The organism is Micromonospora sp. WMMB235, from assembly GCF_001855515.1.
GTDB lineage: Bacteria > Actinomycetota > Actinomycetes > Mycobacteriales > Micromonosporaceae > Micromonospora > Micromonospora aurantiaca.
Genome location: NZ_MDRX01000001.1, coordinates 3,350,102 through 3,373,695 on the forward strand (window position 1 = coordinate 3,350,102; position 23,594 = coordinate 3,373,695).

The window sequence follows — 23,594 nt, forward strand, 5'->3', positions numbered from 1 at the left end:
CTCGGGTACGACAATTCGTGGGATGTCCACGGTGGCCATTCCGCGACCGGCCGACGACGCGCGCGTTACCGTGACCGCCATGCCGAATCCCGCGCTCACCGCACTCGACGACGCCGGCCTGCCGTACCGGGTGATCCGCCACGGCCCGGTCGCGAGCCTCGCCGAGGCGGCTGCGGCGCGCGGCGTCGAGGTGCCCGACGTGGTCAAGACGATCGTGGTCCGCCGCGGCGAGGGCGACCTGCTGTTCGTGCTGACGCCCGGCGGCCGGGTGATCTCCTGGCCGAAGCTGCGTGCCCTGCTCGGGGTGAGCCGGCTGTCGATGCCCGACGCCGAGGCGGCGAAGGCCGCCACCGGGTACGCGCGCGGCACCATCACGCCGTTCGGCGCCACCACCGCCTGGCCGGTGGTCGCCGACGAGCGGCTGCGCGGCCGGGAGATCACGCTCGGCGCGGGCGAGCACGGCCTCGCCGTCGCGGTCGACGCGGACACCGCGCTGGCCGCGCTCGGCGCGACGGTGGCCGACGTGACGGACGAGGAGCCGACGCGCTGAGCGGTGGCCGGCACGCGCCCACCGGCATAGCGTGGAGGACATGCCGAAAGCCGTCTGGAACGACCTCGTCGTCGCCGAGAGCGACGACACAGTGGTGGTCGAGGGCAACCACTACTTCCCCCGTGCCGCGCTGCGCGACGACCTGATCCGGGAGTCCGACACCCACACGGTCTGCCCGTGGAAGGGCACGGCCTCCTACTACACGCTCGAACACGGCGGCGCCACCAGCCCGGACGCCGTCTGGTACTACCCCGATCCCAAGCCGGACGCGGAGATGGTCCGCGACCGGGTGGCGTTCTGGAAGGACGTCCGGGTCGTCGACTGAGTCACCGTGCCGCCGGGGCGACTGGCACCCGGCGGCCCCGGTGGGTCACTATGCCCCCATGGCCGACCCGCACTCCGACCCGTCCGGCACCGTCTACGGCGCCCGCCGCGCCCGTGGCGCCCGTGGTGTCCGGCTGCCCCAGGACCCGCTGATGCGGATCGCGCTGGGCGTCGGCGTGGCGGGCGTACTCCTCGGGGTCTTCTTCGCCACCGGCGTGCTCGGCGGCGGCGACGACCGGCCGGTGGTGCCGGCGGCGGCAGTGCCCACAGCGGAGCCGAGCGAGCCGAGCGCGGAACCGACGGCGGAGCCCACGCCGTCGTCGTCGCCCTCGCCGAGCGCGGCGCCGAGCACACCCGCCGCGCCGGTGGCCACGCCGAAGGTGATCCGGGGCGTGCCGTCCGGACGCTGCCTCGGCGTGACGGGCGACGAGGCCGAGGGCGCGCAGGCGGCGCTGGCCGACTGCACCGGCGGGCCGGAGCAGCAGTGGGTGGTCACGCCGGTCACGAACGACACCTACCTGCTCGTCAACGCGGCGAGCGGCAAGTGCCTGGACGTCAACGAGGCGAAGACCGACGACGGCGTCGACGTGCAGCAGTGGTCGTGCAACGGGCAGGCCAACCAGCAGTGGCGGTTCCAGCAGGCCGGTGACGGTGCGGCGCTGCTTGTGGCAGTGCACAGCGGCAAGTGCGCGCAGGTCGACGACGCGGGCACCGAGCCCGGCCGCGAGCTGGAGCAGGCGCCGTGCAGCGGCGCTCCCGAGCAGCAGTGGGCGGCCGGCTGACCGGTCGGCCCCGGTGGCGCCGCCCCGCCGGCCCCGGTAGCGCCGACCCGTCAGCCGCGGTAGCTCCAGGCCCGCCGGCCCGCCGCCACGGGCAGCGCGAGCGCGGGCTCGCCGGCGGGACGGCGCCGCAGCAGCAGCGACAGCCCGGCCGCGCCGACCGACAGCGCGCCCGCCACGTACCAGGCCAGCGCGTAGTCGCCGAGCCGGTCCCGGACCAGACCGGCGCCGGTGGCCGCCAGCGCGGCGCCGAACTGGTGCGCGGCGAACACCCAGCCGAACACCACGGCGCCGGACGCGCCGAACCACTCCCGGCACAACGCCACAGTCGGCGGGACCGTGGCCACCCAGTCCAGCCCGTAGAAGACGATGAAGACCAGCATGCTCGGCTCGGCCGTACCGGCGAACAGGCTCGGCAGCACCAACAGCGACGCCCCGCGCAACGCGTAGTAGGCACCGAGCAGCAGCCGGGCGTCGACCCGGTCGGTGAGCCACCCGGAGGCGATCGAGCCGGCGATGTCGAAGAGCCCGACCACGGCGAGCAGACCCGCGGCTGTGGTCTCCGGCATGCCGTGGTCGTGGGCGGCCGGCACGAAGTGCGTACCGACCAGGCCGTTCGTGGTCGCGCCGCAGATCGCGAAACCGCCGGCGAGCAGCCAGAACGGCCGCGTCCGCGCGGCGGCGGCGAGCGCGCCGACCGCCCGCGCCGCGGCGCCGCCCTCCGGCCGGGCCGGCGGCACGACCTCGGTCGCGCCGTAGGCGGGCCGCCCCAGGTCCGCCGGATGCTCCCGCAACAACCACACCACAAGGGGTACGACCGCCAGCGCGGCCCCGGCGACGACGAGTGCCGCCGTGCGCCAGCCGTGGTCGCGCACCAGCACCGCGAGCAGCGGAAGGAAGACGAGCTGCCCGGCCGCGCCGCCGGCGGTGAGCACACCCGTCACCAGGCCCCGCCGCTTGACGAACCAGCGCCCGGTCACCGTCGCCACGAACGCCAGCGCCATCGAGCCGGTGCCCAGCCCGACGAGGACGCCCCAGCACAGCAGGAGCTGCCAGCTCTCGGTCATCCCCACGGTCAGGCCGCTGCCGGCGGCCACCAGCACCAACGCACCGGCCACCACCCGGCGGATGCCGAACCGGTCCATCAGCGCGGCGGCGAACGGCGCGGTGAGGCCGTACAGCAGCAGGTTGACCGACACGGCGGCGGAGATGGTCGCCAGCGGCCAGCCGAACTCGGCGTGCAGCGGGTGCAGCAGCACACCCGGGGTGGCGCGGAAACCTGCGGCACCGACGAGCGCGACGAAGGCCACGGCGGCGACGAGCCAGGCCGGGTGCAGGCGGGATCGTGTCACCAATCGAGTCTCGGACCGGGCGGTTCCTGCGACGAGTGGCCGGAAAGCCATCGTGCGCAATAATCGGGCCATGTCCGTACCGCACCGGGTCGCCGTCCTCGCCCTCGACGGCGTGGTGGCGCTCGACCTCGGCACCCCCGCCCAGGTCCTCGGCGCCGCCCGCGCCGACGACAGCACCCCGCTGTACGCGGTGGCAACCTGCACCCCCGGCGGCCTGCCGATACGCAGCAGCGCCGGCTTCCAGGTCCTCCCCGACCACGGGCTGGAACTGCTGGAGCGCGCCGACACCGTGATCGTCCCCGGCATCCACTCCGGCTCGCCGCTGCACGACGGCACGGTTGCCGCCGAGGTGGCCCAGGCGCTGCGGGCCGCGTACGACCGGGGCGCCCGCGTCATGTCCATCTGCACCGGCGCGTTCGTGCTCGCCGCCGCCGGACTGCTCGACGGCCGCCCGGCCACCACGCACTGGGCGTACGCGTCGCGCTTCCGCCGCCTGCACCCCGGCGTACGGCTCGACCCCGACGTGCTCTTCGTCGACGACGGCCGCGTGCTCACCTCGGCCGGGGTGGCCGCCGGAATCGACCTGTGCCTGCACGTCGTCCGCACGGACCACGGCAGCGCGGTGGCCAACCGGGCCGCCCGGCGCTGCGTGGTGCCGCCGTGGCGCGACGGTGGGCAGGCCCAGTACATCGAGCGGCCGGTACCCCGCGCCGCTGACAACGGCACAGCGGCCACCCGCGAGTGGGCGCGGCAGCGGCTGCACGAGCCGGTGGCGCTGCGCGAGATGGCGGCGCACGCGCGGATGAGCGTCCGTACGTTCACCAGGCACTTCCGGTCCGAGACCGGGCTCAGCCCGGCGCAGTGGCTGCTCCAGCAGCGCACCGAGCACGCCCGGGTGCTGCTGGAGACGACGGATCTGAACGTCGACCGGATCGCCCGGGACGCGGGTTTCGGCACCACCGCCGCGCTGCGCCAGCACTTCCACGCGCGGGTAGGCGTGTCCCCCACCGCCTACCGCCGCACGTTCCGCCACCCGCCCCCTGCGACGTCCCCCGCCCCGCGTTCCGCCCCGCCCGCACCCGCTGCTCCGCCCCCGCACGCTGTCCCGCCCGTGCCCGCTGTCCCGTCCGCGCCCGCTTCCGTCGATCTTGGAGTTGTGGCGCCTGGAAGGCCAGGCATGTCGGAGTTGTCCACTGCCACAACTCCATGATCGGTTGTCTGCCGGTCAGGCGAGGTGGGGCTGGCGGCGCAGGGCGCGGAGCTGGGCCAGGTGCAGCGGCAGGTGCACGCGGATGTGCAGGTCCAGCGCCCTGCCCCAGGGCAGCGAGTCGTCCACGTCCAGGTCGAAGCCCTCGCGCAGCACGGTGTCCACCGGCGTCTCCGCCGCCGGGCCGAGCCGCTCCGCCAACGCGCACAACTTCTGGCTGGTGGCCCGGAACAGCCCGGCCAGGCCGTCCAGCCCGCCGCACTCGGAGACGAGCGCGTCCAGTTGCGGCCGGTGGATGGTGTCCAGGTCGTAGTACGCGAACGGCGAGCCGGCCAGCACCGCCTCGGTCGCCTCGCTCATCAGCTCGTCGTTGGCGGCGAGGTGCGCGACGATCTGCTCGGCGCTCAGCTGACCTTCGGGCGGCGGCCCGAACCCGCCCGCGTCGATCTCCGCGAACAACTCCTCGTACGCCTGCCGCAGTGCCGGGGCGTCCACCTCGTCCATGCCCCGCATCCAACCCTCGCAGCCGCTGCGGGCACCCCGGCTACCGTGCCCGGTTCACCCAGACGCGTGAAGGCCGGCACCCCGTTGGTTCGGGGTGCCGGCCTTCAGCTTGGTCTTACTTGTTCGTCTTAGCTGTTCCAGTGCTGGGCGACGAGGTCGGCGGCCTGCTGCTCCCACTGGGCGTAGTGGTCCGGGTAGGCCGACACCTGGACGGTCTGGGCGGCCTTGGTCAGCGGCATGTCCTGCCAGCCGTCGACCTGCTTCAGACCCTTCAGGAACGCCGTCGTGGAGTACTCCGGGTCGGTGATCTGCTCCACCGTGCCCCAACCACTGGACGGGCGCTGCTGGAACAGGCCCTGCGAGTCGTGATCGTTACGGTCACCGAGGTGGCCGAGGTTCTCCAGCTTCGACTCCTGCAACGCCGTAGCGATCGACACGACCGCGGCACGCTCGTCCATACCGGCCTTCTTCGTCGCCGCGATGATCGCCTTCACATTCTTGGTCTGCTCGTCGTTCAGGTCGATACGCGACTGCTCACCCTGCACACCGTGCGGGATCAGCTTGTCACCCTGCACGCTCACACTGACCGGCTTCGCCACGTGCGTGGTCTCCGCCGCGTGCGCAGCCACCGGACCGGCGAACACGCCACCGGTGAAAGCCAGACCAGCAACACCCAGAATGCTCTTACGCAGAATCGTGTTCATCAGAAGTGCTCCATTCGGGGGTCGACACACCCCGCGGGGGAACGGGGATGCGTGGGCACCGTCAGGCGCTCAAGAAAGTCTTCGGGGGATCCGGCTGCTCGCGAGGGCAGGGGGATGCCTCGTCGCGGCGCCGGAAGCATGTTCAACGACCCGCCACCCGCCACCATTCCCGGAGGCTCAACACGCCACCAGAAAGCGGCGCGGGTTCACGTCGTCGGAACCGTGTCCAACGACCAGCCGGCCAGGATGATTCCCCGCGGCTCACGTCGCCGGAACCGTACTCAACGACCAGCCGCCCCGGGGTGATTCCCAAGGCCTTGCAGATACCACCCCACTCGCGGGGCGAGCCTTGCTCGGCCGTTCACCCGGATACAACGCCACCCACCCGCCCGCGATTCCACCCCCAGAGTGCCACCCACCACCCCCGAACCAGACACACCCGCCCAGGTCAGCACGGATCGCACCACACGCACCCGCCCCCGCGCCGTCGATCATGAAGTTGACGCCGACAAACCGGACACCAAACACCGTCAACTTCATGATCGACCCGAGCCAGGCGGGCCGACCCGGGCGAGAGGACGGCACCCCGGATCACCTGCGCGATCTTGCGGTTCGAGCCCTTCGGGTGCCCCATTCGCGCGGTTTGCGGGGTACGAAAGTGCAAGATCGCGGATGCCCCAGGGGATCCCGGGCGGCTCTTGTGCCCGAGCTGACGAGGACTCGCCAAGGCTCTAGGAGAGGCCCGCCGATCTTGGAGTTGTGGCACCTCGCGAACGCCGCAAACCGGGCATCATGGGCACCACAACTCCAAGATCGACGAGAGCGCGAGAGCGAGCGCGCGGGCGCGAGGACGCACGGGCGCAGGCGGGCAGGCGCAAGCTCAGCGGCGGCCGTGGCGGGCGCGTAGGTAGTCGGAGACGACGTACTCGCCCAGGTCGTCCAGGTCCGGGGTGAACATCCGGCCACCCGAACGCCGCGCCACCGCATCCACGAACCGGCGCAGCCCTGGATCGTCGCCCAGCATGAACAGGTTGAGCGTCGCGCCGTACCGGGTCAGCCGGTCCACCTCCCGGATCGTCGCCGAGATCGTCTCCGGCAGCGGCGGCCAGTGGAAGTACGCCTCGCCGTCCTCCGGGTCCAGGTGCGCTGTCGGCTCGCCGTCGGTGACCACCAGCACCACCGGCTCGGCACCCGGGTGGCGGCGCAGGTGCCGCCCGGCGATCCGCAGCGCGTGCTGGAGGTTGGTGCCCTGCTGCATGTCCGGCTCCACCGCCGCCAGCTCCTGCTGGGTCAGCGGCATCGCCTCCCGGCCGAAGCCGACGATCTGCAGCGCGTCCTGCGGGAACCGGGTTGCCATCAGGTGCGACAGGGCCAGCGCGGTCTGCTTCATCGGACCCCACCGGCCCTGCGAGATCATCGAGTACGACAGGTCGACGCACAGCACCACCGCCGCCGACGCCCGCCGTTCGGTCTCCACCACCTCGAAGTCCTCGACAGCGAGCGGCACCGGCACCGCGGGACCGGCCCGTCGTACCGCCCGGGTGAGCGTGCGCACCACGTCAAGCGGCTGTTCGTCGCCGTACTCCCAGGGGCGTGACGCCCCGCTCACCTCGCCTGCGGCGCCCGCGGTGCGCAGGTCGTGCTGGCCGCGCGGGCCGGCGGTCAGGTCGGAGAAGACGCGCCGCAGCGCAGTGCTCGCGAGCCGGCGCAGCGCCTTGGGGCTGAGCATCAGCCCGTCCGCGTCGCGGGTGACCCAGCCCTGGCGGCGCAGTTCGCGCTCCAGCTCCTGCAACCGGCGTACGTCGTCGGCGGCGTCCCGGCCCAGCGTACGGGCGACGGCCTCCACGTCGACGTCGTCGAGTGTGGCGCCGGGCTGGTCCTGGTCGAGGGAGTCCAGCAGCTCGTCGAGTTCGGCGATCTCGTCGAGCGCGCCGGTGGCCTCGCCGTAGCCGAGCGGCTGGTCGCCGCGTACCCGCTCGCCGCGCTGCCAGTTCATGTCCGGCCGCAGCGACCGCAGGTGCGCGTCGAGCTGGGACAGTTCACCGGAGAGCCGGTCGCCGAGCGACTGACGCATCAGCCCGGCGAGTTCCTCACGTTGCCGGTCCGACAGCGACCGCATGAGCCGCTCACCTGCGGCGGCCCGCCGGGCCAGTACGTCGATCAGCTCGTCGACGTCCCTGGGGCGTTCCGGGAAGAACTCGCCGTGGCGGCGCATGAACTCGGCGAACGCGTCGGTGGTGTCCTCGGAGCGGGCGTGCCGGGCGAGCAGGTCGTTGAGGTCGCGCATCATCTCGGCGAGCTGCCGCTGGACGGCCGGGTCGGCGGTGGCCCGGGCCGCGTCGCGCAGCCCGGCGAATCGCTGCTCCAGCACGTCGCCGCGCAGCCCGTCGAGGATCCGCTGGTACGTCTGCCGCGCCTCCGCGCTGGCCCAGTCGTACTCGGAAAGCTCCGACACCGCGCGGGCGGTGGAGCGGGGCAGGTTGTCGAGCACGGCCTCGGCGAACCGGGCGTCGTCGCCGTCGCGGCCGCGCAGCTCGTCGCGTTCGGCGGCGAGCGCCTGGTCGAGCAGTGCCCGGGCCCGGGTGACGGCGCCGTCGAGGTCGCCCCGGCGCAGTGCCTCCCGGCGCAGGCGGCGGGCGCGGGCGGCCAGGTCGTCGAGCCCGCCGCGCCCCTGCGGGCCGCGCCGCAGCAGCTCGCGCAGCGATTCGCGCAGGCTGCCGCCGGCGAGCACGTCCGAGCCGACCGCGTCCACAGCGGCGCGTACGTCGTACGGCGGGGCGAGCGGGTCGGGTCCGCCGCGCCACTGCCCGTACCGGAAGCGGTTGCCGCCGGCCACTGTCAGTCCCGGTCCCCGTAGACGGTGCGCCCGGAGTCGGTGACGTCCTTGCCGAGCCGGCGGGTCAGGTGCAGCCCTTCCAGCACGAACTCGATGCCGGCGGCCGCCTCCTCCGGGCTGGGCGCGTCGCCGAGCCCGAGCCGGTCGAGCACCTTGGCCAGCCCCGGCACGGTGCCGACCTGGCGTAGCAGCTCGGACGAGGAGACCAGTTCGCCGGTCTCGACGGCGCCGCCCTCGGCGACGATCGCGGTGAAGCCGGACAGGTCGAGCCCGGCGAGCCGGGCGCGGAACGTCTCGGCGGTGGCGGTACGCAGCAGGTGCGCGAGCACCTCGATCTCGCGTCCCTCCTCGCCGCTCTCGAACTCGACCTTCCCGCGCAGGGTGGAGGTCACCGACACGGTGTCCCCGATCCGGGCCACAGGCGCCTCCGGCCGGGACGCCGTCCCGGCCGCCCCACCCGAGGCACCGACGCCGGCACCAGCGCCGGCAGAAGCACCGGCCAGCAGACCCGAACGGCGCAGCGCGGCGGCGGCCACCGTCTCCGCGGCGGCGATGGCGAACCGGGCGGACACACCGGAGCGCGGGTCGACCGACGGCGACTCCCGCACGTCGCGGGCGAACCGGGCCAGCACCTCCAGCACGTGCTCCGGCACGACGGCGACCAGGTCGGCCTCCTGCCGGATCAGCGCCAGCTCCAGGTCCAGGCCGAGCGGATAGTGGGTACGGATCTCCGCGCCGAACCGGTCCTTCAGCGGCGTGATGATCCGGCCCCGGTTGGTGTAGTCCTCCGGGTTGGCGCTGGCCACGAGCAGCAGGTCCAGCGGCAGCCGTAGCTGGTAGCCGCGGACCTGGATGTCGCGTTCCTCCAGCACGTTGAGCAGCGCCACCTGGATGCGTTCGGCCAGGTCGGGCAGCTCGTTGACGGCGAAGACGCCCCGGTTGGTACGCGGTACGAGCCCGAAGTGGATGGTCTCCGGGTCACCGAGCGTGCGCCCCTGGGCGAGGCGGATCGGGTCGACGTCGCCGATCAGGTCACCGACGCTGGTGTCCGGCGTGGCGAGCTTCTCGCCGTACCGCATCGAGCGGTGCAGCCACCCGATCGCCAGGTCGTCGCCGGCCGAGTCGACGAGCGCCTGGGACGCCGGGGTGAGCGGGTGCATCGGGTGCTCGTTGAGTACCGAGCCGGGGATCACCGGGGTCCACTCGTCCAGCAGCGCGCCGAGCGAACGGATCAGCCGGGTCTTGCCCTGCCCGCGCTCGCCGAGCAGCACCATGTCGTGCCCGGCGAGCAGCGCGCGCTCGACCTCGGGCAGCACCGTGTCCTCGTAGCCCACGATGCCGGGGAAGCGGTCCTCGCCGGAGCCCATCCGGGCGAGGAGGTTGTCTCGGAGTTCCTGTTTGACCGTGCGGTAGCGGTGGCCGGTAGCGCGCAACTCGCCGAGTGTGCTCGGCAGGTCGGCGGGCGGGACCGGGGAAACCTGGTTGGGAGCGGTCACCCGATCCACGCTAGCTCAGAATTCGCGTATCGCCCGGGGGTCGGTCCCGCCCCGTGCCGGGACCGACCCTCCGGGCGGCGTCTCAGGCGCGGCGTCGCAGGTGGTACGCGTACGCGGCACCAGCCAGCGTGACCGCCCAGACCGGCCACAGCACCATCGGCAGGGCGGCGGCGTTGCCCTCCCTGATCAGCTCGGCGAACTGCGGCGCGGCGAGCAGGTCGAGGCTGGCCGCCAGCACGGCGAGCGCGACCAGCCCGGCCGGGATCACCGCGAGGAGCACCGGCACCCGCCGGCCCGCCAGCCCGGGCATCCAGCGCGGGAACCGCTCTCCCCAGCGGGCCACCAGTCCGAGCGTGAGCACCGCGCCGACCACGGCGAACGCGCCCAGCCCCGCGCCGGCCCAGATCGCACCGTCGGCCCGCATCTCGGCGAGCGTCTCCCGGGACATTCCCAGCGGGACACCGGCCAGCCAGGCGAACCGGGTGAACGCGTAGAGCACCGGGACGACGGCCGCCGTCCACGTCGCCCACCGGCCCCACCGGGCGGCCGCGGCGGGCGCGGTCCAGCCCGGAGCGGACCCGTCGGCGATCCGGCGACGCCAGCGCAGCAGCGCGCCGGCCAGCAGCATCCCCCCGGCCAGGGCAGCCAGCCGGGCGAACAGCGGCCAGGTGAAGACGTCGGCGTAGTCCACCGAGGGCCAGCCGAACGGCGCCCCGATGATCAGCATCGGCGCGTAGCCGAGCAGGGCGAGCACCCGCATCCCGGGCACCACCACCGCCAACGCGAGGGCGACGGTCGAGGCGTACCCGGTGATCAGCAGGCGCACCGGGCGGGACGGCCGCCGGGCCGGGCCGGTCATGGCCAGGGCGGCGACGGCGCCGGTCAGCAGGACCACCGCGAACAGCGGCGGGCCGACGGCGTCCGGCAGCAACTGGAGCAGGCCGGCGGCGTCCCCGCCGTGCGGGTCGTTCGTGCCGAACGGGTAGCCGGCGCCGGTGAGCGCCGACAGCAGGGCGAGCACGCCCCAGCCGCCGAGCCAGGCGGCGGCGAGCGGGGCGGCCGGGTCCAGCCGGGTGCGGGTGTCCCGGGGAGGTGCGGAGGTGATGGTCGTCGTCATGCCCTCAGCCTGGACCGGCCGGGCGCGCGTTCCATCCCGCCACGGGGTGGACCCGCTCCCCCACGGGAGGGACCGGTCAGCCGGCCGGGATCACGAAGCCCGACTCGTAGGCGGCGACCACCGCCTGGGTCCGGTCCCGGACCCCGAGCTTGGCCAGCACGTTCCCGACGTGCGTCTTCACCGTCTCGACGCCGACGACCAGCCGGGCGGCGATCTCCGGATTGGACAGGCCGGCGGCCATCAGCCGCAGCACCTCGGCCTCGCGCTCGGTCAGGCGCGCGGCGCGAAGCCGGTCGCCGTCGCGCCGCCCGTACGTGTCGACGAGCTGCCGGATGGCGGCCGGGAACAGCAGCGAATCCCCGGCCGCCACCACCTGGATCGCCTGCACCACCTCGGCCGGGCGGGCCCGTTTGAGGAGGAAACCGGCTGCCCCGGCGCGCAGCGCCTCGTAGACGTACTCGTCGTTGGCGAACGTGGTGACCACCAGGACCCGGGGCGGGTCGGCGGAGGCGGCGAGCAACCGGCGGGTGGCCTGGATGCCGTCGATGGCCGGCATCCGCACGTCCATCAGCACCACCCGCGGTCGCAGCTTCGCGACCAGCGGCGGCACCTGGGCCCCGTCCGCCGCCTCGCCGACGACACGCAGGTCCGGCTGGGCGTCCACGATCGCCCGCAGGCCGACCCGGATCAGTTCGTCGTCGTCGACGATCAGCACGTCGATGGTCACCGGACCTCCCCTCTCGGCACCGGCAGGGTGGCCCGGACGCGCCAGCGATCCCCGTCGGGGCCGGCGTCCAGCCGGCCGCCCAGCAGCAGCACCCGCTCCCGCATGCCGTCGAGCCCGCGCCCGCCGCGGGCCGGCCCGGCGGCGCCACGCACGCTGTTGACGAGCTCGATCGCCAGCCCTTCCGGGGGTACGGCGACTCGCAGCGCGACCGGTCCACGGCCGTGCCGGGCCGCGTTCGTCAGCCCTTCCTGGACGATGCGGTAGCCCTCGCGGGACACCACGGCGGGCAGCGCGTCGAGCGCTCCGTCGACCCGGGACTCGACGTCCAGCCCGGCGGCCCGGGCCGCGGCGACCAGCCGGTCGAGTCCGGCGAGCGTTGATTGCGGCGCGGGTGCCGTCGCGGCGCCGGCCTCGCGGAGCAACCCGAGGACGTGGTCCAGGTCGTCCATGGCGCGCCGGCTGGTCTCCTCGATGGCCGTCAGGGCCCGCCGGCTGAACTCGGGGTCGGTGTCGAGCAGTTCCCGCGCGGCGCCGGCCTGGAGGGTCGCCACGGTCAGGGCGTGGCCGACCGAGTCGTGCAGTTCGCGGGCCAGCCGGTTGCGTTCGGCCAGCCGTACCGCGTGGGTCTCCAGCGCGGCGATCCGCTCGGCCTGGGCCGGGCCGAGCAGCACCGGCGCCATCGAGGCGGCGAGCGCGCCCAGGCCGGCCACGGCGTAGCCGAGTCCGGCCAGCACGGCCAGGCCGGCCAGCCCGGCCTGGACCGGGTGCGCCGGGTCGACGGGGCCGAACCGCTGGTCCGCCACGGCGCCGGTGTCCATCCCGGCCAGGCCGGCGACGAAGACCAGCGCCATCGGGAACGCGCTGATCGCGGCGAACCACACCACCGCGCCGGTGCCCAGGTGCAGGGCGATCCAGAGCGCGGCGCGCAGCCGGGTCTCCCGGTCGATCCGGTGCCCGGGCGCGGGCTCCGGCAGGTCGACGGCGAGCAGCGCCCGGGCGGCGGCGATCTCCAGCGCCCGGCTGCCGGCCAGGAACACCGGCACCACGGCGAGCCCGGCGGCCACCAGCAGCAGGCCGAGCACGAGCGGGCGGGGCGCTGTCGCGTTCCCCAGCATCTGCGCGAAGACCACCGCCAGCAAGGCGTACGGCAGGGCGAGCACGCCACCGAGGAGCAGGAACACGGCACGGCGCCAGGTGCTGGCGCGCACCAGCGGCGCGAACACCCCCCGGACCGTCACCCGGTCATTGTCCGCCCCGTCGTACCGGTCCGGCTCCCCCGTGCCGGGGAGATTCCGGCCGGCTCACCCGCCCAGGCGGGCGCGGACCATCCGGGGTACGGCGGCCAGCCCGGTGACTGGGCGGAACGCGTGTGCGGCGGCGACGAGTGCGGCGTACTCGTCGTCGGCGAGGTCGATCTCGGCGGCGGCCGCGTTGCGTTCCATCTGCTCGACCCCGGAGGCACCCGGGATGGCCACCACGTTCGGGTGCCGCAGCACGTACGCGAGCGCGATCTGGCTCGGCGTCGCGTCGTGCGCGTCGGCGACCTCGCGCAGCGTGGCGATCAGCGCGGTGCCGCGTTCCAGATTCTCCGGCAGGAAGTACGGGTTGGCCCGGCGTACCGCCCCGGCGGGCGGGTTCGTGGCGTCGTAGCGGCCGGAGAGGAAACCCTGCGCCAGCGGGGAGTACGCGATGACGATCCGGCCGGCCTGCTCCGCGTACGGGATGAGGTCTTCCTCGGGGCCGCGGTCGATCATGCTGTAGCGGACCTGGTTGCTCAGCACCCGGCGGCCCAGCGCGGCCTCGGCGAACCGCCACCGGCGCAGGCCGTAGTTGCTGACGCCGACCTCGCCGACCAGCCCGACGTCCTGCAACGAGCGCATGCCGCGCATGGTGGTGGTGTCGGCGACCACCGGGTTGGCCTGGTGCACCTGGTAGAGGTCGATGCCGTCGACGCCGAGCCGGGCGGCGGAGGCGACAGCGCGCTGCTGCACCACCGGCGCGACCGGCAGCAACGGGAAGATCTTGGTGGCGACCACGACCTTGGCCCGGTCGTCGCCCAGGGCCGCGCCGAGGATGCGCTCGCTGCGGCCGAAGCCGTACAGCTCGGCGGTGTCGAACAGGGTGACGCCAAGGTCGAGCGCCCGCCGGACGATCTCGGCGGCGCGGCGCTCGTACTCGGGGCCGTAGCCCCACTCCTTGGAGCCGAACTGCCAGGTGCCGAGGCCGATCTTGGAGATGGGCTTGGGGGTGTCGAGCCGCACGTAACGCATGAGGCCGAACGTACCCGCGCCGCTGCGTGCGCACTCCGGTCCGGACAGAATGGCCTGGTGACCTACCTCGCCAGCGACGACCGTTACCACGAGATGATCTACCGGCGCACCGGCCGCAGCGGGCTGAAGCTGCCTGTCATCTCCCTCGGCCTGTGGCACAACTTCGGACCGGACCGCCCCTTCGAGCGGCAGCGCGACATCGTCCGCCGCGCCTTCGACCTCGGCATCACCCACTTCGACCTGGCGAACAACTACGGCCCGCCGCCCGGTTCGGCGGAGGAGAACTTCGGCCGGCTGCTCGCCACCGACCTGAAGCCGTACCGGGACGAGCTGGTGATCTCCAGCAAGGCCGGGTACCTGATGTGGCCCGGCCCGTACGGCGAGTGGGGTTCGCGCAAGTACCTGATCTCGTCGCTGGACCAGTCGCTGCGCCGCCTCGGGCTGGACTACGTCGACGTCTTCTACTCGCACCGGTTCGACCCGGAGACTCCGCTGGAGGAGACGATGGGCGCGCTCGACGCGATCGTCCGCTCCGGCAAGGCACTCTACGTGGGCATCTCCAACTACGACTCGGAGCAGACCGAGCGGGCCGCGGCGATCCTCCGCGACCTGGGCACGCCGCTGCTGATCAACCAGCCGTCGTACTCGATGATGAACCGCTGGACGGAGAGCGACGGCCTGCTGGACACGCTGGAGAGCGTCGGCGCCGGCTGCATCGCGTACAGCCCGCTCGCCCAGGGCCTGCTCACCGACCGTTACCTGAAGGGCATCCCGGCCGACTCCCGGGTGCGCACGAGCGTCTTCCTGAACGAGAGCGACCTCGACGACGAGACGATGGCGACGGTCCGGGGGCTCGCCGCGGTGGCGCAGCGGCGCGGGCAGACCCTGGCCCAGCTCGCCCTGGCGTGGGCGCTGCGCGACCCGCGCATGACCAGCCTCATCATCGGCGCGAGCAGCGTCGGGCAGCTGGAGGGCAACGTGGCCGCGCTGAACAACCTCGACCTCGCCGGGGACGACCTGGCCGAGATCGAGCGCCTGCTCGGCTGAGTCACCAGATGCGGCGCCGCCCGGCGCGGTGGTTGCGGACACCGCACGGCCGCCCGGGCGGCGGCCCGCCGGTCCGTCGCAGTCCGACCACCGCCGCCGCGAGCAGCGCGACGACGAGCGCCGCCGCGCCGACCAGGAGCGGCCGGGACAGCGGTCCGCCGTCGGTCACCGTCGCGACCGGCACCGCCGGCTCGTCGTCGGCCGCCGGAACGGCGAGGGTACGCGGGGGCGACGCGCTCGCCTTCGGCGCTGCCGACGGCGGGTCCGACGCACCGCGTACCGCCCGGAAGATCACGTCCGAGCAGGAGTAGTACGTGTCCTGGGTGTCCGAGTTCTGCCAGATCACATAGACGATGTGCCGGCCGGTACGGTCGGCCGGCAGCCGCCCCCGCATCTCGTACGCGCCCGCGCGGATCGGCGGGTCGGTGACCTGAAGGAACGGCTTCTCCTCCAGATCCGCCCAGGTCAGCGAGCGCCGAGGCGAGTACGAGCCGGTGGTGACGTAGTACCGGAACGTGCCCCGGTGCGGAATGGTGGTGCGGTAGCGGAACGTGTGCCGGGCCCCGGCCGTGAGCGTGGTGGCTGGCCAGTCGGCGCGCGCCAGGTCCAGTCCCCGGTACGCGGACAGCCCGCCGCTGCACAGCTCCCCGTCCGGGATGCGTTCCCGGTCCCGCCCGTCGATCCGCGCCACCCGGATGTTGTCCCACTCGCGTACCGCCGCTCCGGCGGCGACCGCGGCCCGGCAGGCGGGCGTCTGCGCCCGGCCACCCTCGGGCCCGCACGCGGCGGCCCGGCTCAGCGGGCTGGTCGGCGCACCGTGCGCCGCGGCCGGCGCGGCGGTCAGCGGCACCGTCGCGGCGACGGCGGCGAGCGCGGCGAGCGCGCGACGTGCGGCCATGTGATCGACCTCCCGCGCACTGGTACGGCCGCGAGCCGCCAAAGGTTCGATCCGCGCCGATCGGCCGGGGCGGCATGACCGAACGGACAACCGGGGCGGCGACGGACACCTGATGGGCCCTACAGTGACGAAACCCTGTGATCGAGGAGCGTCCCTTGTCCGAGCCGGCCCCGTCCCCCGAGCCGTCCCGCGCCGCCCCCGCGGCCGGGCCCGCGCCGGGCGACGTCCCCGCCCCCGCACAGCCGTACCTGCTGGTCCTGCCCACGATGGAGGGCGCCCCCGCGCCGGTGCCCTGGCCGGGCGCCGAGGGGCAGCCCGGCTGGGCGATTCCGGTCACCGTGCCACCCGGCACCCAGGGGTACGCGTTGTTCGTCCCGCTGGTCCCGGCGACCGGCCAGCAGACGGCGACCGGCCAGCCTGCGGCGGCGGTGCCCGCCCAGGCCACAGCGCCCGCCGCCGAGCGCTCCCCGCAGGAGGGCGCTGCGACGGCAGCGACAGGTAGTGGAAAGCCCGCCGCCGCACCGGCCGACCGGCCGACGGGCGGAGAGGCCGTCGCCGCCCCGCCGGACGCCGCTCCGGGCACCACCCAGGCGGCCGGCTCGAAGCCGTCCGTCGCGAGCGCCGACGCAGCGGGGGCGGCCACGGCCGGCTCCGGTGAGGCCGGCGCGCGTCCCGGCGACGGCGCTCCGCAGACGACCACTTCCGCGACCTCAGACCCGGCGAGGGCCTCGCAGACGTCTGCCGCTCCCGCGGGCCCGCAGCCAGCCTCCGGGTCATGGGCAGCGCCGGGCACGCAGCCGGGCTCCGGGCCGCCGCCCGCGCCGGGTGCGCAACGTGCTCCGGGCACGCCGCCTCCGCACGGCGGTGGGCCGGTGCCCGCGCCGCCGTACCCCGGAATGGGGTGGAGCGGGCACCCGCAGGCGCCGACGTGGGCGCCGCGACCTCAGGTGCCGCGGACCTCGTTCCTCGGCGCGCGGTGGCCCGGCCCGAAGGCGGCGACCGGGCGGGCAGTGCCGCTCGCGGTGCTGGCCGCCGCGGTCGGCAGCGCGGTCTTCGTGCCGCTGGGCCGCGTCGGCGTCGGCTGGTTCCTGGGGTGGCTCACGCTCACGCTCGCGGTGGTGCTGGCGGTCCGGTCGAAGACCGCGGAGCTACCGCGCGCCGACAAGCTCATCCGGGCCGGGTGGGCGGCGGCCGCGCTGGCCCTGATCGCCGTGCCGGCGTTCCGCAACGCCTGGTGGCTCGTGACGTTCTGCGTGCTCGGCGCGCTCGGCTGCGCCACCCTCGCGATCATCGGCGGGCGGCTGGTGCGCTCGGTCCTGTTCGGCCTGGTGGCGACGCCGTTCGCGGCGTTGCGCGGCCTGCCGTGGGTACGCCGGCACATCACCGCCTCGCCGCAGGAGGCGACGGTACGCAAGGTGACCGTCTCGGTGGTCGCCACGGTCGTGGTGCTCGTGGTCTTCGGCAGCCTGCTCGCGTCGGCCGACGCGGCGTTCTCCGAGGCGCTCGGCTCGCTCGTCCCCGAGATCAACCTCGGTACGGTGTTCGGCTGGCTGTTCCTCGCAGTGGTGGGCGGGCTGATCGCTGTCGCCGCGCTCTACACGCTCGCCGCGCCGCCCGACCTGTCCACAGTGGATCGCGAGGGTGAGCGCCGTCTCGGCCTGCTGGAGTGGGCCCCGGCCATCGGCGCGCTCACGCTGCTGTTCGCCGGGTTCGTGGTGGTGCAGTTCACCACGCTCTTCGGCGGGCAGCAGCACGTGCAGCGGGTCGCCGGGCTCAGCTACGCCGAGTACGCGCGTAGCGGCTTCTGGCAGCTGCTCTTCGTCACGCTGCTGACCGTGGCGGTGCTCGGCGGGGTGAGCCGCTGGGCACGCCGGGAGCGGCCGGTCGAGCGGATCATGCTGCGCGTGCTGCTCGGGCTGATCAGCGCGCTGAGCGTGGTGATCGTGGCGTCGGCGCTGTCCCGGATGTGGACGTACCAGAAGGTCTACAGCTTCACCGGCGAGCGGATCTTCGTGATGGCGTTCGAGATGCTGCTCGGCACGGTCTTCCTGATGATCATCGCGGCCGGCGTCAAATGGCGGGGCCGGTGGATTCCCGGCACCACGCTCGCACTGGCCGTGGCGATGCTGCTCGGCCTGGCCGTGCTCAACCCGGAGGACTACGTCGCCCGCCGCAACACGCTGCGGTACGAGCAGACCGGCAAGATCGACGCCTGGTACCTGCGGGCGCTGTCCGCCGACGCCACCCCGGCACTCGCCAAGCTCCCCGACCCGGTACGCCGGTGCACGCTGAGCTGGATCGCCGACGACCTCGCCGAGCCCGACCCCTGGTACGCCTGGAACCTGGGTCGCCAGCGCGCCCGCAAGGCCCTCGACGAGGTCGGCCCGAAGGCGATCGGCGGCCCGAAGGACTGCCGCCGGGCCGACCAGTTCGACCTGCCGAAGACGCGGCGTCCCCGCTGACGTCGCGGGCCGGGCCGCGGACCACCGCGGCCCGGCCCACCGGCAGCCGTCCGGCGACCGTTCATCCGCTCCTCACCTCGATGCCACGGCGGGCACCGACTCCGCACCTAGCTTCGGCTGCGCGAACGACAACCGAGGTAGCGGAGGTTTCTCCATGTCCACCCGTCAGCTCGTGACGGCATTCGTCGCCGGCGCGGTGCTCGCCGTGCCGGGCGTCGCCCACGCAGGTCCGGCCGACCGTCCCGGCGTACCGCCGCAGCGGACCCACTTCGACCTTCAGGCCCACCGTGGCGGCATCGGGATGACCACCGAGGAGACGCTCGCCGGGTTCGCCAAGGCGATGCGCCTCGGCGTCACCACGTTGGAGCTGGACACCCAGGTCACCCGGGACGAGAAGGTGGTAGTCACGCACGACCGGCAGGTCAGCGCGCAGAAGTGCCGCGACATCGCCCCGGTGCGGCCCGGCGACCCGGCCTACCCGTACGTCGGGAAGTACATCAAGGACCTCACGCTCGCGCAGATCAGGACCATGGACTGCGGCTACCAGCAGTTGCCCGGCTTCCCCGAGCAGGAGCAGATCGCCGGTGTCCGGATGGCCGAGCTGCGCGACGTGCTCGACCTTGTGAAGCGCTACCGCGCGCACGGGATCACGCTCAACATCGAGACCAAGGTGGAGGCGGGCGCGCCCGAGCAGACCGCGCCGCGTGAGCTGTTCGTCCGGCGGGTCTTCGAGGAGATCCGGCGCTCGGGCATCGAGCGGCAGGTCACCATCCAGTCCTTCGACTGGGGCGCGCTGCGGGAGATGCACCGGCTCGCGCCGCGCTGGCCGCTCGTGGCGCTGACGAACTACGACTTCCTCCAGGTCGGCAAGCCGGGCGCGTCGCCGTGGCTGGGCGGGCTGGACGTGGACGACTTCGGTGGCGACTTCGTCCGGGCCGCCGCCGCGACCCCCGGCGTGACCGCGCTGTCCCCGAACTACGGGTTCCCGCAGAACGGCACGATCGCCGACCCGAACTTCCGCTTCTACCCGGACCGCCGGATGATCGCTGACGCGCACGCACGAGGGCTCAAGGTCATCCCCTGGACCTGCGACGACATGCCCACAGTGGCGGCGCTCATGGACATGGGCGTCGACGGGATCATCACCGACTACCCGAACCGGGTGCGGCAGCTCATGGCCGAGCGCGGGATGCGGTTGCCGAAGGCGTACCGGGCGCGCTGAGGTCCGGCGGCGGCCCGGTCAGGCCGGGCCGCCGCCGAAGCCGATCTCGTTGCCGTCCGGATCGTGGAAGATCACCTTCCGGACCCCGTTGTCGTAGGTCTCCTGCGCAGTCGGCGTCAGACCACGGGCGGCGATCGCCGCGACGCGGGAGTCGAGGTCGTCGACGAAGACCGTCTGCATGGCGTGACCGGCGTGCTCGGGCCGTACGTCGACGTAGAGGTAGCGGTGCTCGGCCAGCTCCCACACCGCCTCGCTGTCGTCGGGCCGGAACTGCGGCGGTGCGCCGAACAGCCGCTCGTACCAGTCCGTCGCCACCGCGAGATCGCGGACCGGGACGCCGGCGAACAGGTCGACAGTCATCCGGCCAATCTATCCGGGTCGACGTGCCGGCGCGGGCTCACGCCGTACCGGCGTTTGAACGCCGCACTCAGGGCGAACGAACTGCCGTAGCCGACCCGCCGGGCCACCGCGCCGACTGTGGCGCCGGGCTCGCGGAGCAGATCGGCCGCGAGCGCCAGCCGCCAGCCCGTCAGGTACGCCATGGGCGGCTCGCCGGCCAGCGCGGTGAACCGCCGGGCCAGCGCCGCCCGGGACATCCCCACCTCCGCGGCGAGCGATGCCACCGTCCACGGCCGGGCCGGGTCGTCGTGCAGCATGCGCAGCGCGCGGCCGACCACCGGATCGGCGTACGCCCGGTACCAGGCGGGCGCGGCGGCGCCGGGCCGGGCGAACCACTCCCGCAGCGCGGCGATGAGCAGCAGGTCGAGCAGGCGGTCCAGCACCGCCTCCTGGCCGGGATCGTCCTTGACGATCTCGGCGGCCAGCAGCGGCACCAGCGGCGTGTCCCACGACTCGCGCCGCACCACCGCGAGCGGCGGCAGCGCGTCCAGCAGCCGCCGCCCCACAGTGCCCCGCACCGGGTACGTGCCGGTGAGCAGCACGGTCCGGCCGTCCGGCCCGTTGCCCCAGGTGCGTACGCCCCACCGCGTCATCGCGAACAGCTCGCGCCCGTCGGGAGTGGTGCAGCGCTGGCCCGGGTGCACGACCACCTGCGGCGCCGTGGCCGGATCGTCCGCCACCGTGTACGGGGCCGGGCCGCGCACGATCGCCACGTCACCCTCGGTCAGCCGCGCGGCCCCGCCCTCCTCCGGCACGATCCAGCCGTCGCCCCGCACCACGGCGACCAGCGTGAGCGGCGCCTCGTCCCGGATCAGCATCGACCAGGGCGGGGTGAGGATCGAACGCAGCAGGAAGGCGCCCCGCGCACGGGGACCGTCGAGCAGACCGGAAACGGCGTCCACGAGACGATTGAACACAGGATCGCGCGTCCTGACCATGGGCCGTCTCACCGCGCGGCGGTTCGATGAGGACATGCGACTCGTACAACTGACGCTGGCCGGCGCCACAGTCGGGGCCGGGCTGATGGCGGGCCTGTTCGCCGCATTCGCGTACGCGGTGATGCCGGCGCTGCGCGGCACGGACGACCGCACGTTCGTCGACGCGATGCAGCGCATCAACGTCACCATCGTCAACGGCTGGTTCCTGCTGGCGTTCCTGGGTACGCCGGTGCTGGCCACGCTCGCGGCGGTGCTGGCGTGGCGGGGTGCGGCCCGGCCGGCGCTGCCGTGGATCGTCGCCGGGCTCGCCCTGTACCTGGTGATGTTCGTCGTCACCGTGGCGGTGAACGTGCCGTTGAACGACGCGCTCGCGGCGGCTGGTTCCGCCGATCTCGCTGCGGCTCGGGAGCGCTTCGAATCCGCCTGGGTCACCTGGAACGTGGTCCGGACGCTGGCGAGCACGGCGGGGTTCGGCGCGCTGTGCTGGGCGTTGGTGCTCGCGGGCCGCGCCGCTTGAGCGCCGTTTGCCTGCGAGATGCTAGGAGATGAACCTGTCCGCGTACTCCTCCGCAGGTTCCACGTTGGTGATGACGTCGATCAGGACACCGTCCGGGCCGGCGAGGATGAAGTGCCGCTGTCCGAACTCTTCGGTCCGGACGGGAAGCACGACCTCCAGGTGCCGCAGGCGCTCCCACTCGGCGTCGACATCGTCCACCTCCAGGTTGAGCAGCATCCCACTGGCGACCGGCCCGCGGTAGGCCGCCGGGATCGTCTCGTGGCTGCTGTCCAGCACCGCCAGTTCCCAGTTGTCGCGGCGCAGGCTCACGTACCACTCCGTCTCGAAGGTCGGCTGGAACCCGAAGTGCTCGCGGTAGAAGGCCGCAGCCGAGGTCACGTCGGTCGTCATGAGGACCGGGTACGAGCTGGCGAGTGTCATGGCGAACTCCTTTACATACACTGTGCAGGTAAAGGAATATACATACACGGAGCATGTAAAGGAAGAGTGCGGCATGGCGCGAGCCACCAAGGAGCAGAGCGAGATCACCGGCCGGCGCATCCGGGACGTCGCGACTGCCCTGTTCGCCGAACGCGGCTACACGGCCGTCCGCCTGGAGGAGGTGGCCGCCGCAGCCCAGGTCACCAGGGGTGCGGTCTACCATCACTACCGCAACAAGCAGCACCTGTTCGAAGCCGTCGCAGCCGCCGCGCAACAGCGGGTCGCCGCTGCGGTCGCCAGCGCTGCCGAAGCGGTCGCCGATCCATGGGACGGCCTGGTCGCCGGCTGCCGGGCGTTCCTCACCGCCAGTGTCGACGACACACACCGGCGGATCCTGCTGGTCGACGCGCCCGCGGTGATGGGTTGGCGCACGTGGCGCAGCCAGGACGCGGCCGCTTCCGGGCACCACCTGGCCGAGGCGGTGGCCACGCTGGCAGCAGCCGGGCACCTTGAGGTCAACTCGCCCGAGGCAACTGCCACCTTGCTCTCCGGCGCGATGAACGAGGCAGTGCTACGGATCGCCGAAGCCCCGGACCGGGACGCCGCATTGGTCGAGACGTGGCCCGATCTGCTGCGCCTGCTTCAGTGCCTCCGCGGGCCGCGCACCGCACCCGTCCGGCACGGTTAGCTGGTGGTGCGGCCTTCGAAGGTGACACCGGCAGCACATGGTCAGCACAGAGCGGCGCGACGCTCAAAGAACTGATGGCGCGCATCGGCCATTCGAGCACCCGGGCAGCGATGATCTACCAGCACGCGGCCCGTGACCGCGATCACGCCATCGCCGCCGCGTTGGACGCCCTGATCGAAGAGGCGCGAGGCAAGCTCAGCGCCTGATCTGGCACGGGTCTGGCACATTGCAACCCGAGAGATCGACGAATGACAAAAGCCCTGGTGGGAGGCATTGTCTCTCACCAGGGCTTTTCGCTTGGGTGGAGCCGAGGGGACTCGAACCCCTGACCCCCACACTGCCAGTGTGGTGCGCTACCAGCTGCGCCACGGCCCCTTGCGGTCGTCCCCGGTCGCCCGGGCACGGAGAGAACTATACACACGCCGCCCGGCATGGTCATCTCGCGGGGTCACCCGCACCCGGCTCAGTTCAGCGCCACGTCCGGCGGGAAGTGGGCCACCGCGGCCAGCATGCCGCCCTGCCGGCGCAGCACCATCGGCCAGAGATCATCCGGCCGGTCGACGAAGGCGTCGCCGGGCAGCGCGTCGAACACGAACCAGGAGCCCTCCTCGATCTCGCGCTCCACCTGCCCGGCACCCCAGCCGGAGTAGCCGGCGAACACCCGGATGCCGCCGATGGCCTCGCGCAGCTTCTCCGGGTCGACCGAGAGGTCGATGGTGCCGACCGCGCCGGAGACGCGGTGGAAGCCTTTGACCGGCCGGACGGGGTGCCGCATCCGGGCCAGGCAGATGGCGGAGTCGGGCTGCACCGGGCCGCCCTCGAACAGCACTGCCGGGTCGCGGGCGAGGTCGCTCCAGTCGCCGAGCACGTCGGCCACGGAGACCTCGGTGGCCCGGTTCAGCACCACCCCGAGGGCGCCGCCGGGTTCGTGGGCGACGAGCAGCACGACCGTACGGTCGAAGTTCGGATCCTTGAGCCCTGGTGTCGCGACCAGCAGTCGTCCGGTCATCGACTCCATGGCTCGGCCACCGATCGCCTGCCCCTCACTCTGCATGTCCGACACCCGTCAGCCGTGCGCCCGTACGGGCCCGAGGCCGTCGACCGTCCACCCTGTCAACGCCATGTCACGCACCATAG

General features: G+C 73.5%; 24 protein-coding genes and 1 tRNA gene. 10 read left to right on the top strand and 15 right to left on the bottom strand.

The annotated features are described in order from the left end of the window. The first annotated feature begins 79 nt into the window (after positions 1-79). From BFV98_RS14095 to BFV98_RS14105, 3 genes are read left to right on the top strand one after another with little or no spacing between them, the layout of a single operon-like run. Positions 80-550, top strand: coding sequence for an aminoacyl-tRNA deacylase (locus BFV98_RS14095; protein ID WP_114921202.1), 471 nt, complete (start codon positions 80-82; stop codon positions 548-550). Positions 551-590: 40 nt separating this feature from the next. Continuing rightward, entirely contained in the window at positions 591-875 is a 285-nt protein-coding gene (locus BFV98_RS14100; RefSeq protein WP_013284253.1) for a DUF427 domain-containing protein, read from the top strand. Positions 876-933: 58 nt separating this feature from the next. Next, the gene (locus tag BFV98_RS14105) at positions 934-1,656 is read left to right on the top strand and encodes an RICIN domain-containing protein (protein ID WP_013284252.1); all 723 of its coding nucleotides are present in this window, start codon (positions 934-936) and stop codon (positions 1,654-1,656) included. Between the two features lie 50 nt (positions 1,657-1,706). Here the strand turns inward: BFV98_RS14105 and BFV98_RS14110 are convergent, their stop codons facing one another. Further along, on the bottom strand, positions 1,707-3,005 hold the full coding sequence (locus BFV98_RS14110; RefSeq protein WP_013474148.1) for an MFS transporter: 1,299 nt from the start codon (positions 3,003-3,005) through the stop codon (positions 1,707-1,709). Positions 3,006-3,075: 70 nt separating this feature from the next. Between BFV98_RS14110 and BFV98_RS14115 the strand changes: the two genes are divergently transcribed. Then, positions 3,076-4,215, top strand: coding sequence for a GlxA family transcriptional regulator (locus BFV98_RS14115; RefSeq protein WP_176921697.1), 1,140 nt, complete (start codon positions 3,076-3,078; stop codon positions 4,213-4,215). 15 nt (positions 4,216-4,230) lie between these two features. On the opposite strand, the gene BFV98_RS14120 is transcribed toward BFV98_RS14115, so the two are convergent. The 8 genes from BFV98_RS14120 to BFV98_RS14155 all read right to left on the bottom strand — a co-directional run bounded on the left by BFV98_RS14120 (position 4,231) and on the right by BFV98_RS14155 (position 13,866). Beyond that, the gene (locus tag BFV98_RS14120) at positions 4,231-4,725 is read right to left on the bottom strand and encodes a hypothetical protein (protein WP_083395278.1); all 495 of its coding nucleotides are present in this window, start codon (positions 4,723-4,725) and stop codon (positions 4,231-4,233) included. A 119-nt stretch (positions 4,726-4,844) separates the two neighbouring features. Continuing rightward, positions 4,845-5,420, bottom strand: coding sequence for a hypothetical protein (locus BFV98_RS14125; protein ID WP_013284248.1), 576 nt, complete (start codon positions 5,418-5,420; stop codon positions 4,845-4,847). A gap of 880 nt (positions 5,421-6,300) precedes the next feature. Continuing rightward, complete coding sequence (locus BFV98_RS14130; RefSeq protein ID WP_071096630.1) at positions 6,301-8,256, bottom strand: VWA domain-containing protein; 1,956 nt, start codon at positions 8,254-8,256, stop codon at positions 6,301-6,303. 2 nt (positions 8,257-8,258) lie between these two features. Continuing rightward, a complete protein-coding gene (locus BFV98_RS14135; protein WP_071096632.1) occupies positions 8,259-9,761 on the bottom strand; it encodes a magnesium chelatase in 1,503 nt (500 codons plus the stop codon). A 73-nt stretch (positions 9,762-9,834) separates the two neighbouring features. Continuing rightward, positions 9,835-10,869, bottom strand: coding sequence for a hypothetical protein (locus tag BFV98_RS14140; RefSeq protein ID WP_071096634.1), 1,035 nt, complete (start codon positions 10,867-10,869; stop codon positions 9,835-9,837). Between the two features lie 76 nt (positions 10,870-10,945). Continuing rightward, positions 10,946-11,596: a response regulator transcription factor gene (locus tag BFV98_RS14145; RefSeq protein ID WP_071096636.1), complete on the bottom strand. Its 651-nt coding sequence runs from the start codon at positions 11,594-11,596 to the stop codon at positions 10,946-10,948. Further along, positions 11,593-12,834, bottom strand: coding sequence for a sensor histidine kinase (locus tag BFV98_RS14150; protein ID WP_071096638.1), 1,242 nt, complete (start codon positions 12,832-12,834; stop codon positions 11,593-11,595). Before BFV98_RS14150 ends, BFV98_RS14145 begins: the two co-directional genes overlap by 4 nt. A gap of 63 nt (positions 12,835-12,897) precedes the next feature. Next, positions 12,898-13,866: an aldo/keto reductase gene (locus tag BFV98_RS14155; protein WP_013284242.1), complete on the bottom strand. Its 969-nt coding sequence runs from the start codon at positions 13,864-13,866 to the stop codon at positions 12,898-12,900. Between the two features lie 57 nt (positions 13,867-13,923). Between BFV98_RS14155 and mgrA the strand changes: the two genes are divergently transcribed. Beyond that, a complete protein-coding gene (gene mgrA / locus BFV98_RS14160; protein WP_013284241.1) occupies positions 13,924-14,913 on the top strand; it encodes an L-glyceraldehyde 3-phosphate reductase in 990 nt (329 codons plus the stop codon). A gap of 1 nt (position 14,914) precedes the next feature. Here the strand turns inward: mgrA and BFV98_RS14165 are convergent, their stop codons facing one another. Then, on the bottom strand, positions 14,915-15,811 hold the full coding sequence (locus BFV98_RS14165) for a lytic polysaccharide monooxygenase (protein ID WP_071096640.1): 897 nt from the start codon (positions 15,809-15,811) through the stop codon (positions 14,915-14,917). A gap of 155 nt (positions 15,812-15,966) precedes the next feature. Here BFV98_RS14165 and BFV98_RS14170 point away from each other — a divergent pair, with 155 nt between their 5' ends. Further along, positions 15,967-18,273, top strand: a complete 2,307-nt coding sequence (locus tag BFV98_RS14170) for a DUF4153 domain-containing protein (RefSeq protein WP_071098882.1) — start codon at positions 15,967-15,969, stop codon at positions 18,271-18,273. A 154-nt stretch (positions 18,274-18,427) separates the two neighbouring features. Beyond that, positions 18,428-19,495, top strand: coding sequence for a glycerophosphodiester phosphodiesterase family protein (locus BFV98_RS14175; RefSeq protein WP_071096642.1), 1,068 nt, complete (start codon positions 18,428-18,430; stop codon positions 19,493-19,495). Between the two features lie 18 nt (positions 19,496-19,513). On the opposite strand, the gene BFV98_RS14180 is transcribed toward BFV98_RS14175, so the two are convergent. Next, entirely contained in the window at positions 19,514-19,855 is a 342-nt protein-coding gene (locus BFV98_RS14180) for a VOC family protein (protein ID WP_047893724.1), read from the bottom strand. Further along, entirely contained in the window at positions 19,852-20,796 is a 945-nt protein-coding gene (locus BFV98_RS14185) for an AraC family transcriptional regulator (RefSeq protein ID WP_083395279.1), read from the bottom strand. Before BFV98_RS14185 ends, BFV98_RS14180 begins: the two co-directional genes overlap by 4 nt. A 70-nt stretch (positions 20,797-20,866) precedes the next feature. Between BFV98_RS14185 and BFV98_RS14190 the strand changes: the two genes are divergently transcribed. Beyond that, a complete protein-coding gene (locus BFV98_RS14190) occupies positions 20,867-21,349 on the top strand; it encodes a DUF1772 domain-containing protein (protein WP_030271117.1) in 483 nt (160 codons plus the stop codon). Positions 21,350-21,370: 21 nt separating this feature from the next. On the opposite strand, the gene BFV98_RS14195 is transcribed toward BFV98_RS14190, so the two are convergent. Then, a complete protein-coding gene (locus BFV98_RS14195; protein ID WP_013284234.1) occupies positions 21,371-21,769 on the bottom strand; it encodes a VOC family protein in 399 nt (132 codons plus the stop codon). A gap of 73 nt (positions 21,770-21,842) precedes the next feature. Here BFV98_RS14195 and BFV98_RS14200 point away from each other — a divergent pair, with 73 nt between their 5' ends. Both BFV98_RS14200 and BFV98_RS14205 read left to right on the top strand, forming a co-directional pair. Next, the gene (locus BFV98_RS14200; protein WP_013284233.1) at positions 21,843-22,457 is read left to right on the top strand and encodes a TetR family transcriptional regulator; all 615 of its coding nucleotides are present in this window, start codon (positions 21,843-21,845) and stop codon (positions 22,455-22,457) included. Positions 22,458-22,531: 74 nt separating this feature from the next. Next, positions 22,532-22,663 carry a hypothetical protein gene (locus BFV98_RS14205; protein ID WP_030271119.1) on the top strand — a complete coding sequence of 44 codons (132 nt, stop codon included), beginning with the start codon at positions 22,532-22,534 and terminating at the stop codon, positions 22,661-22,663. Positions 22,664-22,759: 96 nt separating this feature from the next. Here the strand turns inward: BFV98_RS14205 and BFV98_RS14210 are convergent. Both BFV98_RS14210 and BFV98_RS14215 read right to left on the bottom strand, forming a co-directional pair. Continuing rightward, positions 22,760-22,832 (bottom strand) — tRNA-Ala (locus BFV98_RS14210). Positions 22,833-22,920: 88 nt separating this feature from the next. After that, entirely contained in the window at positions 22,921-23,511 is a 591-nt protein-coding gene (locus BFV98_RS14215) for a YqgE/AlgH family protein (protein ID WP_013284232.1), read from the bottom strand. Between the last annotated feature and the right edge of the window lie 83 nt (positions 23,512-23,594).

Coding starts and splice junctions, on each gene's coding strand:
- BFV98_RS14095 (WP_114921202.1), top strand. CDS start 80: ATGCCGAATCCCGCGCTCACCGCACTCGACGACGCCGGCCTGCCGTAC.
- BFV98_RS14100 (WP_013284253.1), top strand. CDS start 591: ATGCCGAAAGCCGTCTGGAACGACCTCGTCGTCGCCGAGAGCGACGAC.
- BFV98_RS14105 (WP_013284252.1), top strand. CDS start 934: ATGGCCGACCCGCACTCCGACCCGTCCGGCACCGTCTACGGCGCCCGC.
- BFV98_RS14115 (WP_176921697.1), top strand. CDS start 3,076: ATGTCCGTACCGCACCGGGTCGCCGTCCTCGCCCTCGACGGCGTGGTG.
- BFV98_RS14120 (WP_083395278.1), bottom strand. CDS start 4,725: ATGCGGGGCATGGACGAGGTGGACGCCCCGGCACTGCGGCAGGCGTAC.
- BFV98_RS14125 (WP_013284248.1), bottom strand. CDS start 5,420: ATGAACACGATTCTGCGTAAGAGCATTCTGGGTGTTGCTGGTCTGGCT.
- BFV98_RS14140 (WP_071096634.1), bottom strand. CDS start 10,869: ATGACGACGACCATCACCTCCGCACCTCCCCGGGACACCCGCACCCGG.
- BFV98_RS14155 (WP_013284242.1), bottom strand. CDS start 13,866: ATGCGTTACGTGCGGCTCGACACCCCCAAGCCCATCTCCAAGATCGGC.
- BFV98_RS14165 (WP_071096640.1), bottom strand. CDS start 15,811: ATGGCCGCACGTCGCGCGCTCGCCGCGCTCGCCGCCGTCGCCGCGACG.
- BFV98_RS14175 (WP_071096642.1), top strand. CDS start 18,428: ATGTCCACCCGTCAGCTCGTGACGGCATTCGTCGCCGGCGCGGTGCTC.
- BFV98_RS14180 (WP_047893724.1), bottom strand. CDS start 19,855: ATGACTGTCGACCTGTTCGCCGGCGTCCCGGTCCGCGATCTCGCGGTG.
- BFV98_RS14190 (WP_030271117.1), top strand. CDS start 20,867: ATGCGACTCGTACAACTGACGCTGGCCGGCGCCACAGTCGGGGCCGGG.
- BFV98_RS14195 (WP_013284234.1), bottom strand. CDS start 21,769: ATGACACTCGCCAGCTCGTACCCGGTCCTCATGACGACCGACGTGACC.
- BFV98_RS14200 (WP_013284233.1), top strand. CDS start 21,843: ATGGCGCGAGCCACCAAGGAGCAGAGCGAGATCACCGGCCGGCGCATC.
- BFV98_RS14205 (WP_030271119.1), top strand. CDS start 22,532: ATGGCGCGCATCGGCCATTCGAGCACCCGGGCAGCGATGATCTACCAG.
- BFV98_RS14215 (WP_013284232.1), bottom strand. CDS start 23,511: ATGCAGAGTGAGGGGCAGGCGATCGGTGGCCGAGCCATGGAGTCGATG.